Origin of the sequence: Pseudomonas sp. FP603, assembly GCF_030687415.1 — a bacterium.
In the GTDB taxonomy this organism is placed as follows: domain Bacteria; phylum Pseudomonadota; class Gammaproteobacteria; order Pseudomonadales; family Pseudomonadaceae; genus Aquipseudomonas; species Aquipseudomonas wuhanensis.
On record NZ_CP117431.1, the window covers coordinates 2,076,215 to 2,091,116 of the forward strand.

The 14,902-nt window shown below is 60.2% G+C and carries 17 protein-coding genes; 15 read left to right on the forward strand and 2 right to left on the reverse strand.

The genetic code is table 11. From position 1 onward, the window contains the following. Position 1: 1 nt before the first annotated feature. The 15 genes from PSH65_RS09575 to PSH65_RS09645 all read left to right on the forward strand — a co-directional run bounded on the left by PSH65_RS09575 (position 2) and on the right by PSH65_RS09645 (position 13,423). Entirely contained in the window at positions 2–613 is a 612-nt protein-coding gene (locus tag PSH65_RS09575; protein WP_305425983.1) for a phage tail protein I, read from the forward strand. Continuing rightward, complete coding sequence (locus PSH65_RS09580; protein ID WP_305425984.1) at positions 606–2,246, forward strand: phage tail protein; 1,641 nt, start codon at positions 606–608, stop codon at positions 2,244–2,246. The genes PSH65_RS09575 and PSH65_RS09580 overlap by 8 nt, the downstream gene beginning before the upstream one ends. Before the next feature lie 2 nt (positions 2,247–2,248). Next, entirely contained in the window at positions 2,249–2,653 is a 405-nt protein-coding gene (locus PSH65_RS09585; protein ID WP_305425985.1) for a phage tail assembly chaperone, read from the forward strand. 101 nt (positions 2,654–2,754) lie between these two features. Further along, positions 2,755–3,921 (forward strand): phage tail sheath family protein, encoded by a 1,167-nt coding sequence (locus PSH65_RS09590; protein WP_305425986.1) that lies wholly within the window; start codon positions 2,755–2,757, stop codon positions 3,919–3,921. Between the two features lie 12 nt (positions 3,922–3,933). Continuing rightward, a complete protein-coding gene (locus PSH65_RS09595; protein ID WP_305425987.1) occupies positions 3,934–4,437 on the forward strand; it encodes a phage major tail tube protein in 504 nt (167 codons plus the stop codon). A gap of 9 nt (positions 4,438–4,446) precedes the next feature. After that, a complete protein-coding gene (locus PSH65_RS09600; protein WP_305425988.1) occupies positions 4,447–4,752 on the forward strand; it encodes a phage tail assembly protein in 306 nt (101 codons plus the stop codon). Between the two features lie 155 nt (positions 4,753–4,907). Beyond that, positions 4,908–7,409: a phage tail tape measure protein gene (locus PSH65_RS09605; RefSeq protein WP_305425989.1), complete on the forward strand. Its 2,502-nt coding sequence runs from the start codon at positions 4,908–4,910 to the stop codon at positions 7,407–7,409. 9 nt (positions 7,410–7,418) lie between these two features. After that, the gene (locus PSH65_RS09610; RefSeq protein ID WP_305425990.1) at positions 7,419–8,264 is read left to right on the forward strand and encodes a phage tail protein; all 846 of its coding nucleotides are present in this window, start codon (positions 7,419–7,421) and stop codon (positions 8,262–8,264) included. Further along, complete coding sequence (locus PSH65_RS09615; protein WP_305425992.1) at positions 8,239–8,445, forward strand: tail protein X; 207 nt, start codon at positions 8,239–8,241, stop codon at positions 8,443–8,445. The genes PSH65_RS09610 and PSH65_RS09615 overlap by 26 nt, the downstream gene beginning before the upstream one ends. A 283-nt stretch (positions 8,446–8,728) precedes the next feature. Further along, the gene (locus PSH65_RS09620; RefSeq protein WP_305425993.1) at positions 8,729–9,280 is read left to right on the forward strand and encodes a hypothetical protein; all 552 of its coding nucleotides are present in this window, start codon (positions 8,729–8,731) and stop codon (positions 9,278–9,280) included. Positions 9,281–9,596: 316 nt separating this feature from the next. Then, positions 9,597–10,160: a hypothetical protein gene (locus tag PSH65_RS09625; protein WP_305425994.1), complete on the forward strand. Its 564-nt coding sequence runs from the start codon at positions 9,597–9,599 to the stop codon at positions 10,158–10,160. 147 nt (positions 10,161–10,307) lie between these two features. Further along, positions 10,308–11,357 (forward strand): phage late control D family protein, encoded by a 1,050-nt coding sequence (locus PSH65_RS09630; protein ID WP_305425995.1) that lies wholly within the window; start codon positions 10,308–10,310, stop codon positions 11,355–11,357. A gap of 33 nt (positions 11,358–11,390) precedes the next feature. After that, entirely contained in the window at positions 11,391–11,954 is a 564-nt protein-coding gene (locus PSH65_RS09635; RefSeq protein ID WP_305425996.1) for a glycoside hydrolase family 19 protein, read from the forward strand. Beyond that, positions 11,936–12,478, forward strand: a complete 543-nt coding sequence (locus PSH65_RS09640; RefSeq protein WP_305425997.1) for a lysis system i-spanin subunit Rz — start codon at positions 11,936–11,938, stop codon at positions 12,476–12,478. The genes PSH65_RS09635 and PSH65_RS09640 overlap by 19 nt, the downstream gene beginning before the upstream one ends. A 150-nt stretch (positions 12,479–12,628) precedes the next feature. Next, positions 12,629–13,423, forward strand: a complete 795-nt coding sequence (locus PSH65_RS09645; RefSeq protein ID WP_305425999.1) for a DNA adenine methylase — start codon at positions 12,629–12,631, stop codon at positions 13,421–13,423. Between the two features lie 15 nt (positions 13,424–13,438). On the opposite strand, the gene PSH65_RS09650 is transcribed toward PSH65_RS09645, so the two are convergent. Together PSH65_RS09650 and PSH65_RS09655 are read right to left on the reverse strand one after the other, a co-directional pair. Then, a complete protein-coding gene (locus PSH65_RS09650; RefSeq protein ID WP_305426000.1) occupies positions 13,439–13,942 on the reverse strand; it encodes an SOS response-associated peptidase family protein in 504 nt (167 codons plus the stop codon). A gap of 24 nt (positions 13,943–13,966) precedes the next feature. Next, entirely contained in the window at positions 13,967–14,695 is a 729-nt protein-coding gene (locus PSH65_RS09655; RefSeq protein ID WP_305426001.1) for a hypothetical protein, read from the reverse strand. Positions 14,696–14,902 lie beyond the last annotated feature (207 nt).

The window sequence follows — 14,902 nt, forward strand, 5'->3', positions numbered from 1 at the left end:
TATGCGCAGTCTTTTACCGCTCAACAGCACGCCGCTGGAGCGAGCGATTGAGGCGACGTTCGCTGAGGACACCCTGATCCCGCTGCGTACGCTGTACAACCCCGACACCTGTCCGGTTCACCTGTTGCCGCACCTGGCCTGGGCCTGGTCGGTCGACCGCTGGGATCCCAACTGGTCGGAGCCGGTCAAGCGCGCCGCGATCAAGGCCTCGTTCTACATTCATGCCCACAAGGGCACCATCGGCGCGTTACGTCGGGTAGTCGAGCCGCTGGGTTACCTGATCGAAATCGTCGAGTGGTTCAACACGGTGCCGCAAGGTGTGCCGGGCACCTTCGCCCTGAAGGTCGGCGTGCTGGATACCGGGATCACCGAGGAAATGTATCAGGAGCTGGAGCGCCTGATCGACGACGCCAAGCCTGTCAGTCGGCACCTGACAGGGCTGGACATCATTCTTGAAACCTATAGCGACGCTTACGTTGGCTTCGCCGTTTATGACGGCGATGAGATCGATGTTTACCCATGGAACAACCCGGATATCGACGTGGTGATTCAGGGTTACAAGGGCGTCAGCAATTACATACTCGACGAATTGGACGTGTACCCCCATGGTTGATACGAACACTATTTTTGGCGGCATGCTCACGATTCTGGGGGCGGCGAAGAAAACCAACTGCGACGCGCTGGGGATTCCCTGGGAGCCCAAGTATTTGTTGATCGGTGATGCAAACGGCACCGATCCAGTTCCAAGTCCCACGCAGACGGCGCTGATCCATCAGGTTCATCGCGCCCAGCTCAATCAACTGCGCGTGTCACCGACGGACTCCAACATTTTGATTGCCGAGGTGGTTCTACCGCCGGATGTGGGTGGTTGGTGGATGCGAGAGTTGGCGCTGGAAGACAAGGACGGTGTGTTTTCAGCCGTGGCCAACCTGGCTCCCAGCTATAAGCCGTTGCTGTCCCAAGGATCGGGCCGCAATCAGGTGGTGCGGATGCACATCATCACCAATGGCACCGCCAATATTCAGTTGAAAATCGACCCGAGTGTTGTGCTGGCAACGCGTGAATACGTCGACTCCAGAATTCTGGAAGAACTGTACAAGCTCGACAGCAAACAATCGGTGCGCGTGGCCACTACTGCGAACATCGTGCTGTCAGGTCTTCAGACGGTTGATGGCGTTGCAGTGGTGGCCGGTGATCGGGTGTTGGTGAAAAACCAGGCAACGGCCAAGGACAACGGCCTGTATGTGGCGGCGGCGGGTGTTTGGGCGCGTGCTCCAGATGCCGACGCCAATACCGAGGTGACCTCGGCGTTACTGGTGTCCGTCGAGCAGGGGACCACGCTGGCTGATACGCGCTGGCAGTTAATCACCGACGCCGTGATTGTGCTGGGCACCACCTCGCTGACCTTTCAAAACGTGACCTTTGGCTTCGCGCCGCTGATGTCGCCTAAGTTGACCGGAGTACCTGAAACGCCGACGGCTGCCAAGGACACGGCAACACCGCAAATCGCTTCCTGCGAGTTTGTGCTGGGGCAAGCCTCTGACGATAACCCGAAGGTTAACGGCGTGGCGGCACCCGGCGAGTCAAAGCGTGTGGCACGTTCCGATCACGTTCATCCGACTGACGCGACACGCGCCGGGCTTACCGATTTGCCCTACCGGGGGTTCCTGTCCTGGACTGTGGCGGGGGTCTATACGTGGACGGTTCCACCTGGTGTGACCAAGGGTTATTCCATTGTAAAAGGTGGGGGTGGTAGTGGTCGAAACAGCCAGCTCTTCGGTCCGGGCGGTGGCGGTGGTGGCGTAGCTGAAGGTCTGGTGACACTGGTGCCGGGTACCGTCATTACGATCACGGTCGCCGCCGGCGGAGCGGGGGTCTCCTACAGCGTGGGTGGCAGCCCTGGTCTTGCCGGGGGTAGTTCTTCGTTTGGCGGCTTCATGTCGGCCTCTGGTGGCGGTGGCGGCGACTCCAGCGGTGGCGGTGGTAAAAGCGGCACCGGCACGGGTGGTGACCTCAATTATGGATTGGGCGATGGTCAAAGCGGCGGCCGTGCAAATTCGACATCGTATGGTTTTCCGGGTAGCGGTGGCGGGCCTGGTGGCGCTGGCGCAACGGTCGACGGGGCCGGCGTTAGTCAATCCTCGCTCAGAAATGGTCAGGGGCCAGGCGGTGGCGGTGGAGGGCGGATGGACAACGGCGGCCTCTCTGGTGCCGGTGCGGCCGGCTCCGTCAGCATAAGGTGGTGAGTATGTGGGCACATATTAAAAGCGGTCGTGTCATTGAGGTGACAGACATCGACCCTGTGGGGCGCTATCACGAATCCTGGATCTGGAAGAGCTGTCCGGCGGCTGTCGGGGCGGGTTGGACCTTTGACAGCGGCACCTTTTCGCCGCCGGCGGGCCTTTCTGCGGAGGCCCTGGCCGCCAGCGAGCGGTTTTGGAGGGGCGCTGAACTGGCCAGCAATGAATGGCTGGTCGCCCGGCATCGGGATGAGCTGGACATGAACGAGGCGACAACCCTGTCGGGCGAACAGTTTTCGGCGCTGCTGTCCTATCGCAAGCAGTTGCGCGACTGGCCCGAAGGCTCAGCGTTCCCAGAGAGCACGGGCCGCCCCGTAGCGCCTGACTGGCTCGCGACAATCATTGTCACCTGACGCCCCGCACTGACGGGGCGTTTTCTTTTCCATTACGCAATACCAACATTTCTCACGGCCTCGCTTATGCGGGGCTTTTTCGTTTCTGGAGATTGAGCCTTATGAGTTTCTTTCACGGCGTCACGACCACGGCGGTCGATACCGGCGCACGCACCATCTCGTTGCCGTCCTCCTCGATCATCGGGCTGTGCGACACCTTCACCCCTGGCGTCCTTGGGGGCGGCACGGCCAAGGCCGGCGAGCTGAAACTGATCACCACCGAGCGCGAGGCCATTGCCGCCTTCGGCGCCGGAGCAGCAATCACCAAGGCCTGCCAGGCGATTTACACCAAAGCCAAGGCGGTGATCGTGGCCATCGGCGTGCCCAAGATGGACGACCCGGCGCTGCAGACATCGGCGATCATCGGCGGGGTGCTGGCCTCAGGTCAGCGGACCGGCCTGCAGGCGTTGCTCGATGGCAAAAGCCTGTTCAACGCCCAGCCGCGGCTGCTGATCGCGCCGGGGCATTCAGCGACACAAGCGGTAGCCACCGCCATCGACAGCCTGGCGCAGAAGCTGCGCGCCATGGGCATCATCGACGGTCCCTGCACCACCGACGAAGCCGCCATGGCCTATGCCGACAACTTTGGCAGTCGCAACCTGTTCATGGTCGACCCGGGTGTGCAGTTCTGGGACACCGGCGAAAGCAAGACCGTGGATGCGCCCGGCTCGGCCTGGACGGCGGGCCTGTTCGCCTGGACCGATGCCACCTATGGCTTTTGGGCCTCGCCGTCGAACAAGGAGTTTATCGGCATCACCGGCACCACCCGCGCCGTCGAGTACCTGGATGGCGACGAAACCTGCCGGGCCAACCTGCTCAACAACGCCAAGATCACCACGATCATTCGCGACGACGGGTATCGACTGTGGGGCAACCGCACGCTGTCGAGCGATCCGAAGTGGGCATTCGTCACCCGTGTGCGCACGCTGTTCATTCTCATGGACGCGGTGCAAGCCGGGCACAAATGGGCGGTCGACCGCTCAATCACCAAGACCTACGTCAAGGACGTCACCGACGGCCTCGAGGCATTCATGCGCGACCTGAAGAATCAGGGCGCGGTGATCAACTTCGAGGTGTATGCCGACCATGAGTTGAACACGACCAGCCAGATCGAGCAGGGCAAGGTGTACTGGCGCATTCGCTTCACCGACGTGCCGCCGGCCGAGAACCCGAATTTCCTCTTTGAAGTCACCAACGAATGGATGACCGAAGTGCTTGAAGCCGCCTAAGGAGGCCACCTGATGATTCCTGAAGTTCTGTCCAACTGCGCCGGGTTTATCGACGGCGTGAGTTTTGCCGGTGAGATGCCGAGTCTCACCCTGCCCAAGGTCGTGCTGAAAACCGAAACCTACCGGGGCGGCGGCATGGCCGGCGAGATCGAGATCCCGACCGGCGTCGAGAAACTCGAAGCCGGGTTCACCACCAACGGTGTGCGTCGTGAGGCGTTGAAGTGGTTCGGCCTGTCCGATCGCACCGCGTGCAACGCCGTGTTCCGGGGGGCGTTCAAGGGCCTCAAGGGCAAGGTCATCCCGGTCATTGTCACCATGCGCGGCGGGATCAAAGAGGTCGACATGGGCGACTGGAAGGCCGGTGAAAAGGCCGAGAGCAAACACAACATCGCGCTGACTTACTACAAGCTCGAAGTCGATGGTCGGTTGATCTACGAGATCGACATGGTCGGCATGGTGCTGGTGGTCGACGGCGTTGATCAACTCGCTGAAGAACGTTCGGCCCTGGGCCTTTAAGGAAAAAACATGACTCAAACCACCCTAGAAAAACCGTTACCGAAATGGCTACAGCTCACCGAAGAAGGCTTTCGCATCAGCCTCAAGTATCCGACCGAACTGTCCGGCGTACTGGTCGACACCCTCGCCATCCGCGCGCCCTGTGTGCGTGACGTGCGGGCGGCCCAGGCCACCTGCAACGGTGATGAGGAAAAGCGCGAAATGTCGCTGTTTTCCTCGCTGACCCAGACCCCGGAGGCGGATCTGATGGCGCTCAAACTTGTCGACTATATGCGCCTGCAGGCCGGCTATTTTCGCCTGGTCACGGACGATTAGGTGTGACGCAACCACGTTGAAGACGCTGGCCAAACGCATGGCTCGGGAAACCGGGTTTTCTGCTGCCGAGATCACGGCCATGCCCTTCAACGAGCTGGTGTGGTGGCTCTCCGATTGAGCCACCGCTTAAACCCTCCGAAATATAAGGCACTCACATGGCGAAGAACCTCGCGCTCGGCTTTGTCATCGGCGGCGCTGTCGATCCGACGGTGGGTAAAGCGTTCAAGGACGTCGAAAGCAAGATCAAACATCTGGATTCGGTGGGCAGCAAAGCCCGTGTGTTGCAGAACACCATCGGCGACACCATGCGTCTGCGCGAGGAATGGCGCAAGGCGCACATGGCCGGTGCTGAAGGCGCAGACAAGCTGCTGGCCAAATATGAAAAGAACCTCGACCTGCTGAAAAAACAGGGCGTCGAGGTCGGTCGGCTGAGCAAGGCCTACGCCACGATGGGCCGCGTGGCCGCCGGAGCTGAATTGAAAGCGCTCGGTCACCGGCAGATCGAGGAGGGGCGTTCGGGCCTGAAAAGCACCATCGGCCAAGCCGGTGCGCTGACGGCTGCGGTGGCCATTCCGACCAAGGTCAGCGCGGACTATGGCGCGATTACTCGTGACATCGCAATCAAGGCAGGGATTGCCAATACCTCTCAAGAGGCGGATCTGTCCAAGTCGATTATCGGTACTTCAAGAGATATCGGTATTGCTCGTAATCGATTGGCAGAGACCATCAACACCTTGGTTGGCTCTGGCCTGGAGTTGAGTAAGGCGCGGGAGTATTCAGCTCCGGCGGCAAAATTCATCGTAGGGCAGGGAGCTGGGGACACCGACACTGCCAAGTTGATCAACGCTTTGAGTCAGAACGCCAAAATCACCGATCCGGCGATGATGCAGAAGGCGCTGGAGGCGATCGCTTATCAAGGACAAGCGGGCAGCTTTGAGGCTGCCGATATGGCCCGCTGGTTTCCCGAGCTGCTGGCCAACATGGGCAGCCTGAAGATCTATGGCATGGACGCCGTGACCCAGCTGGGTGCGATGCTGCAGGTGCAGATGAAGACGGCCGGCGGTGCTGACGAAGCGGCCAACAACCTGAAAAACTGGATGGGCAAGATCGGCTCGGGGGACACGGTCGACGCGTACAAGAAGGCCGGGATCGACTATCAAGCGTCGATGACCTCCGGCCTGCAGAACGGTATGTCGACCTTGGAATCGAGCTTTGCCCTGGCGCAAAAATACATCGCCGCCACCGACCCGAAAAAGGCCAAGGCGATGGCCGAAGCCACGGCCAAGATCAGCAAGGAAACCGATCCGGAAAAGGCCAAGGGCATGATCATCGCACTGGAGGAAGCCCTGCGCACCGGCGACCTGTTCGCCGACATGCAGGTCAAGGCGGCGCTGACTGCGTACATGCAGAACAAGGATCTGTACAACCAATTGAAAAAGGACTCGGCCGCCGCCACCGGGATCCTCGACAAGAACCTCGCCGAGCGCCGGCAGACGTCCGCGCAAAAATGGTCCGAGATGGCCCAGGGCATGGACGACGCTATGCGCAGCATCGGCGATGCGTTGCGGCCGGTCACCGACGCCGTGGCCGACGGCATCAACAACGTCAGTCGCAAGCTGTCGGGATTCGCCGACGAGTTCCCACGGGTAGTGGTTGGTATCGGTACGGCCGTGGTCGGTCTGGTTGCGCTGAAGGGCGCTGTCAGCGCTTTCAAGGTCGGCAAAGGCTTGATGAACCTTGGGCGCGGCACCCTGATGGGCAACCCGAATATTCCGCAAAAGGTGATCGTCACCAATCTGCCGGCTACGGGTGGCGGGATGGATGCCGGCGACCTGGATGCCAACGGCAAAAAATCGGGCAAGGCGGGTAAAGGGGGCCGTGGTGGTGGCCTTGGTCGTGGGGCCTCCATCGCCCAGGGCATGAAAGGCCCGGCGATACTCGCGGTCGCCCAGGTGGGATACAAGGCGTATGACACTTACGAAAACGCCGAGACTCAGGACGAAAAAGCCGAAGGTTACGGTCAGGCTGCGGGTGGCCTCGCCGGTACATTGGCCGGAGCGGCCGCCGGTGCCGCCATCGGCACGGCGGTGCCGATCATCGGCAACATCGTCGGTGGACTGATCGGCGGGTATCTCGGTTACATGGGCGGTGATGCCCTTGGCGGCTCTCTCGGCAAGTCGTTGTTTGGCACCGACGAGTCGCTGAAAACCCTGCCGACGGCCGGGCCGCTGATGATGGCCAACGCCGGGCAGAACCTTCCGCCGGTGATGGGCAGCATCGCCCGGTCGTTTGCGACCGCCGTCGGGCTACTCAGCCCTGCCGCATCCGGCTCGCCGAAACCATCGGCGGTGCAGAGCCTGTTGCCGGAGCGCGAAGCCGACGGCGCCGCCTTGGGTGATGTAACGCGATCCTTGGCCGCTCCGGCACCACCAAGCGTTCCGGCGCTGCTGACCCCGGTGCCGGCAGCGACCAAGCCTGAAGCACCGAAGGTGGAACAACGGATCGACATTCAGGCACCGCTGCACATCACCGTGCAGGGCGATGTGAAGGATCCAGCGCAAATGGCACGCGAGCTGCGACCCTTCATCGAGCAACAGATGCAGCAGGCCACGCAGCAGCTGCAGAACCGCAAGCTGTACGACGAACCGCATGTGTAAGGAGGGCCAATGGCCTACATGGAACAGCTGCAGTCAGGGCTCAAGCAACTGGCAGCAGCAGGGGAGACCGGCCGGCGCAGCCTCGACGGCATGATGGGGCCGGTCAACGGCGCGATCAGCGAGATCAGCGGCGCGGCCTCGGAGCTTGAGGGTATCCCGATTGTCGGTCCGGCGGTCGGGGAAAAGCTGCAGCGCGTGATGCGCGGGGTAAACGCCGCCCAGGCCAAGGTCGGGCAGGTGGTGGCCACCTACAACAAAGCCACCCGTGCTGTGTCGCAGATCGATGAACGCATGGGCCAACTGAAGGAACAGGCCGCCCGAGCGTCTACTGCGATCAACAAAATCGCCGGCAAGGTCAGTCCATCGCTGGCCAACATCGTGCCCACCGGATCACTGGCCGGTGACGCCACGCCGGTGCCGGAGGCAGTGAAGCCGTTCCCGCACCTGCTGATCGTGCAGCCGCAGGATCCCAAAGCGCCGCCGTACTACTTTAATTTGGACACCGCCGCCTTTGATGAACTGCGGCGCTCCACCGAATTTCGCTGGGCCTCGCAGGAGCGGCTGACCCGGCGACCGGCGCAGCAGGCGGTGGGCATCGGCGAGGAAAAGATCACCCTAAAGGGCGCGATCTTTCCCGGCTTCAAGGGCGGGATCAAGCAGCTGGACACTTTGCGCAGCCTCGGTGCCCAACTGAAACCCCTGACCCTGACCACCGGTTATGGCGACGTGCTGGGCACCTGGTGCCTGAAGAACGTCGAAGAAGAACAGAGCGCGCTGCTGCAGGGTGGAATCCCGCGCAAGCAGGCGTTCACCTTGGAGTTTGTGCGCTATGGCGACGACCTGCAGAACGTCTGACGGGGATTTGCTCGACACCCTTTGTTATCACGCTTACGGGCATTTGAGCGGCACCGTCGAGGCGGTGTTGGATGCCAATCAGGGGCTGGCCGACGAGCCGCAACCGTACCGTGCCGGCATCGTCATCGAGCTGCCGGATCTGCCGGCACCCAGCAATGACGGGGTGATGTTGTGGGGCTGATGTTCACGCATCGCCCTGATGACATTTCTTGGCTCTTCACGGATTGCCAGAAAAGTCGTTCTTGACTTTCAAACACACACCGGGCCGCGACCCTTGCACCGACATAGAGCCTGACATGCTTGCCAAGGCATGTATGCCGCCATAAAAGTAGTTGCAAGCGCTTGAAGATCGTGTATTAAGGGAAGGCCGCGAGCCGAAGGGTTCGTGGTGTGCTCCTGGAAGGTGCGCTGTTCGAGTGAGGCTGTCTCCAGGTCTTTTCGCAAAAACTAAAAGGATTTTAGATATGACGTCTCTTCAAGACATAAAACCTGAGCAGGTCGATGCGCTCAACAAGCAATCACAGGCTGCCTTTGACGCACAAATCAAGCGCCAGCAAGAGGTTGTCAGTGCAAAGCCGGCGCTAAAAGAGGTCCTCGATCAGAAGGTGCACCCGCAATCGTTGTGTGGATGCGGATGCCAGCAGACCATTTGCGGTTGGTTCACCTTCGAAGGTTGCGGTTGCGGTTGTTATCCTCAATCCGAAACCATCCAGATTAGTTCGTCACTCGGCAATATCGAACCACAAGGAGTCGGAGTGAAGTTCGTCGGTCAGGTGACAGGTAGTGGCACCAACATTAACATTTCCCCCGGTGTCTACCTGCAGGGCACCGTGCCTGATACTGAGAACCTCATCGGCATCCCGTTGACGCTGCAATTGTCGATTAATTCAGGTTCGCTCACCCTCTATCTTTTTGAAGGGCCGCGCCTGCTGGCCGCACTGGTCCCGCAATATGGCGCGAACATTGGCGGGGAGTTCTTCGGCAGTGGGACCGGCATATTCCAGCTGGGGTTGTAGTCGATCAGGAGTAATCAGCCCGACGCCGGGCAAGAAAGCCCTAGCCTCAAACGCTAGGGCTTCTTTTCCTTTACGGATTGCCGGGAAAGCCGTTCTTGATCTTCAAGGAACACACCGGGCCGCGAGCCTTGTCCCGACATAGGGCCTGACATTTCCAAGGCATGTGTGCCGCCATCAAAGTAGTTGCAAGCGCTTGCAGATTGTGTTTTAAGGGATGACCGCGAGCCGAAGGGTTCGTGGTGTGCTCCTGGAAGGTGCGCTGATCGAGTGAGGCTGTCTCCAGGTCTTTTCGAAAAAAATAAAAGGATTTTTAGATATGACGTCTTTTCAAGATATAAAACCTGAGCAAGTCGATGCGCTCAAAAAGCAATCGCAAGCTGCCTTTGACGCACAAATCAAGCGCCAGCAAGAGGTTGCTGGGGCGAAGCCGGCGCTAAAAGAGGTCCTCGATCAGAAGGTGCATCCGCAATCGTTGTGTGGATGCGGATGCCAGCAGAACATTTGCGGCTACTTCTCGTTCGAAGGTTGCGGTTGCGGTTGCTATCCTCAGACCGAAACCATCCAGATTAGTGCGTCACCCGCCGATATCGGACCAAATGCTCCTCAGCAAGGAACCCGAGTGCGGTTCGTCGGTCAGGCGACAGGTACGGGTACCAATATCAATATTTCCAGTCTCTATCTACAGGGCACCGTGCCTGATGCTGAGAACCTCATCGGCGTCCCGTTGACGCTGCAATTGTCGATTAGTCCAGGTTCGCTCACTCTGTACCTTTTTGAAGGGCCGCGCCTGCTGGCCGCACTGGTCCATCCAGCGCAGTATGCCGGGAACATTAGTGGGCAGTTCTCCGGCACTGGAACCGGCTTTTTCCAGCCGGCGTGATGTAGTCGACCAGAAGTAAACAGCCCGATGCCGGGCAAGAAAGCCCTAGCCTCAAATGCTAGGGCTTTTTTTTGGCTCTTTTTTCCGGTAATCGGTGAAGAATTTTTTTTTTGCCCGCCGTGTGCGGGCTTTCTTTTGGACAGAACAATGACCCCAGCCTTTCGCGTCGTGGCCGACGGCGCCGACATCACGGCGCTGATCAATGATCGGCTGCTGCAACTAAAAACCACTGACAAGCCCGGCATGGAGTCCGACGAGTTCGAACTGCGCATCGATGACCGCGACGGTGCCGTGGCACTGCCGCCGCGAGGGGCCGGCATCGAGATCTACTTGGGCTATGCGGAGACCACATTGACCCGCATCGGACGCTACGTCGTCGATGATGTGGATTTCGACGGACCGCCGGACACCCTGATGATTACCGGCAAGGCCAGCGACATGCGTGGCAGCGGCAAGACCACCCGCAGCGGCAGCTGGGAAGACGTGCCCCTGTCGCGGATCGTCGCCGATGTTGCCGCGCGTAATGGCTGGCAACCGGTGTGCCCGGTACAGACCAAAGTGCCTCGCGCTGATCAGCTCAACGAGTCGGATTTCAACTTCATCACCCGCCTGGCCAAACAGTACGACTGCACGGCCAAGGTGGCCGACGGCAAATTGCTGGTGATGCCTCGGCAGGCCGGGCAAAGCGCCTCGGGCAAGGCCTTTGGCGTGGTGGTGATTCATCGCCGTGACGTCAGCCGCTTCAAGTTCCGCTTGGGGGATCGCAACACCCACAAGGCGGTGTCGACCAAGCACCAGGACAAGAAAAACGGAAAACTCGCCGTCGTCACCCTGGACAACGACGACTCACCGGACGGCTTGCCGCCGGTGCATACCGACCGTCACATCTACCCGAACAAGTCGGCGGCCGAACAAGCGGCCAAGGCTCGACTGGCGGCCTTCAACCGGTCGACGGCCGAGGTTCGTCTGGAAATGCCCGGGCGCACCGACCTGTTTGCCGAGCGAACGATCGATGCCCAAGGCTTCAAGGTCGGTTTCGATGGCGACTACCTGGTGGACTCGGTGGAGCAGGTGTACACCCAGTCCGGTTGGAGCACGACTGTGGAGTGCAACGGCGGCAAGCAGGGTAAGGCGAAAGCCAAAGGCAAAAAGAAAAAGTCGGCGAAGGATCTGAAGGTCGTTCAGCTCAAGCAGTAGCGCCGCATTCCCCCAAACCCATGGAGACCCGCTATGTCACTGACAGAGCAACAGCTACAGCGCATCATGCCCAACGCCCGCCGCCAAGCGGGCGTTTTTGTATCCGCCCTAAACACCGCCATGGCCCATCGGCAGATCAACACACCCCAGCGGCAGGCCGCGTTCCTGGCTCAAGTCGGTCACGAGTCCGGCCAATTGCAGTACGTCCGCGAACTGGGCGGCGACCAGTACCTGAGCAAGTACGACACTGGCAGTCTCGCGGCGAAGCTGGGTAATACGCCGGAGGCTGATGGTGACGGCCAGCGCTATCGCGGTCGCGGGCTGATTCAAATCACCGGCCGCAACAACTACCTGCGCTGCAGCCTGGCGCTGTTCGGCGACGAACGATTGCTGCGCACCCCGGAGTTGCTCGAGCTGCCGCAATGGGCCGCCGAGTCGGCGGCGTGGTTCTGGTGGGTGCGTGAACTGAATGCCCTGGCGGATCGGGATGAGTTCGAGGCGATTACCCGTAAGATCAACGGCGGGCTGAATGGCTTGGCAGATCGCCGGCAGCTGTGGGAGCGGGCGAGGGCGGTGCTATGCGCCTCGGCGAACTGATCCCGGCGCCCTACCGGCTGCTGGCCAAGGGTGTGCTGCTGGTCACTTTGTCTGGCGGTTCCGCTGCAATTGCCTGGCAAGTGCAGGACTGGCGCTATGGCCGGCAGCTGGAGGAACAAGCCCGCCTGCAGGCAGAGCGTCTCAATCAAAAAACACTGGCCGCTGCAGCGCAGCAACAAGCTGAGCAGGCCAAACGTCTGGCCCTGGAGCAGCGGCTTTCAGCCAGTGAACAAACCCATTACCGAGCCCTGAGCGATGTCCAACGTGATCAAGGTCGCCTGCGCGACCGCCTTGCCACTGCTGATCTGCGCCTGTCAGTCCTACTCGACACCACCGCTGCCGGCGGCAGCGCCTCGGTGCCAGCCACCACCGCCACCGGCGGCGTGGTTCATGGCGCCACAAGAGCCCAACTTGACCCGGCGCATGCTCAACGAATTATCGGCATCACCGATGCCGGCGACCAAGGACTGATCGCCCTGGCGGCCTGTCAGGCCTACGCTAAAGAAGTCTCAACACCGAAGTGAAAAAGAGCGACCGGGGTGGATGCGTCAACATCCAACCCGGCCGCCGTCCCTGCAGATTGCCCCTGCAAGTCCAGCCAAGGCTCTTGCTCCGTGCACAAAGCGCGGCGAGCCTAGCACCTGTTTATCCATACAGTAAAGGTCTTGCTCTCAATGTCTACACCCATCATCCCTTGGATGGGCGGCAAACGCCGCCTGGCCGACCGCCTCATTCCGCTTTTTCCGCCTCACGAATGCTACGTCGAAGTCTTTGCCGGCGGTGCCGCGCTGTACTTTATGCGGCCCCAGGCAGCGCCCGTGGAAGTCCTCAATGACATCAACGGCGATCTGGTAACGTTGTACCGCGTCGTGCAGAACCACCTTGAAGAGTTCGTGCGCCAATTCAAATGGGCGCTCAGCTCCCGGCAGGTGTTCGAGTGGCAGAAGATGACCCGCCCCGAAACCCTCACCGACATCCAGCGCGCCGCCCGGTTCTTCTACCTGCAGCACCATGCCTTCGCCGGCAAGGTCACCGGGCAGACCTTCGGTACCGCCACCACCGGCCCGGCCATCAACCTGTTGCGGATCGAGGAAAACCTGTCGGCCGCGTGGCAGCGCCTGTCCGGCACCTACGTCGAAAACCTGCCTTGGCTGGAGTGCGCCGAACGCTACGACCGTCCCCACACCTTCCACTACATGGATCCTCCTTACTGGCAGACCGCTGGTTATGGCGTGGGCTTTCCGTTCGAGAACTACGAACGGATGGCCGACTTCATGCGCCGCTGCAAGGGCAAGGTGATGGTCAGTATCAACGACCACCCGGATATCCGTCGCGTGTTCGAGGGCTTTCATTTCGAGACACTGGACATCCGTTACTGCAACACCAACCAACGGCAGGGAAAGGCCGAGGTGAGCGGTGAGCTGGTGATCATGAATTGGGAGCCGGCGGACTTGGGCGGGCTGTTTTAGTAACCCAGCTATCCATCAGTGCACAAAGTCAGCAGGACGGTCACGGTCGTCAGAGTCGCTAATAGGATTGATCAGGCCGCTTTGCTGATTCCGAACGTTGCTGATTGCCCGGTCGACCTTGAACCACTCGAAAGCCTCGGTCGGTTCCCACTGCAACAGCATCATTTGCTCGGCGCGCTGTTTCTTCGGCCCACCCTCGTCAACCCATTCGAACCAGTTGTCGATCGCGATGATCGCCCGGTGCGGCCAGATCGATCTGAAGAATGGATTGCGGGCGACTCTCTCTACCCGGGCCTTGATGGCAGCACGGTCCTTGCTCCACTGTGGCCGCCAGCCCCAGCGCACCATGTCGGCCCGCAGATACTGACCTTCCTGGTGAAAGAGGGTGAGTTGAGCGGATGGCGCGGCATTGTAGCGCTCGAAAGGCTGGTTGCTTGCATAGTCAATCAAGGCGCTGGGCATGCTCAGTGCCGCGACAAAGTCATGAATGCCTCGGTATTGGGAAAGACGTCCGCACATGGTTGGAGCCCTACGGTTGTGCTTTCAGCGTAGACCAGAACCTGGCGGCTTGATGACGAAGCCCTGTCCGGCGCAGGCAGCGCAGTCGTCTCTTCGGTCAAAGCGATCGAGGCAAGCGGGGCAGGTGCTGAAGCTGGCCAGATCCATAAATGGCCGCATCTTTTCGTAAGCGCGCAGGTCGCGACCTTCCAGCGCGACCTGCGCCGCGTCAACCAGGGCGCGATACATATCGGGATCGTCGATCGGCTGGTAAATCACCCCAAGAATCATCCGTCCGGTCTCGATCAGATCAAACTGTCGACCATCGCGCAGGGTCAGCGTAAGGCCTTCAATGCGTGCAGTGATGCCTGATGGGTTGAAAACCAGATTTGCTCCGGCGCCATCGCGATAGACTTTGCCGTCGTAGGTGGTTCGAGCTTCGACCTGGTTCTCCCTTCTCGCGTGGAAAATGGTTTGCCGGATTTCCCCAAGGATCAGGGAGCCGTCGCAGGCCACGAGGTCATAGGACGATGCGCCGCAATAGCGAACAGGATGACTCTGCAGTTCTTCCACGGCATGCCAGTACGCGGCGTTGGCCATTTCATTCATGTCGTATTGCTCGAGCGTGTCGATCAATCCCTCGGCCACCAGAGTGGATGCCATGGAGTGAAGGTGCTGGCGGTGCGCCTCGGGGTTTTGCATTCGAAAGTCGTGGTCGTCAAGGGTCGAGCGCCACTGCTGAAATCTCAGCGCTTTAGCCTGGTCGAAATTCATTGAGGGAGATTCACTGTACGGATACTGGTTTTATGTACAGTAATTGAGGTGTAAAGGACGCGCGAGAATAGAGCGACGAGCTGTAGGATTTTGGGGTACGTACGGTCGACAGGACGCCGTGGGGAAGGCGAGACTCTTGGTCGTTTTCTGCGACAAGGGGGAGCCTAGGTTTCTATTATTAATAGGCGAGCATCCAAAAAAACGATG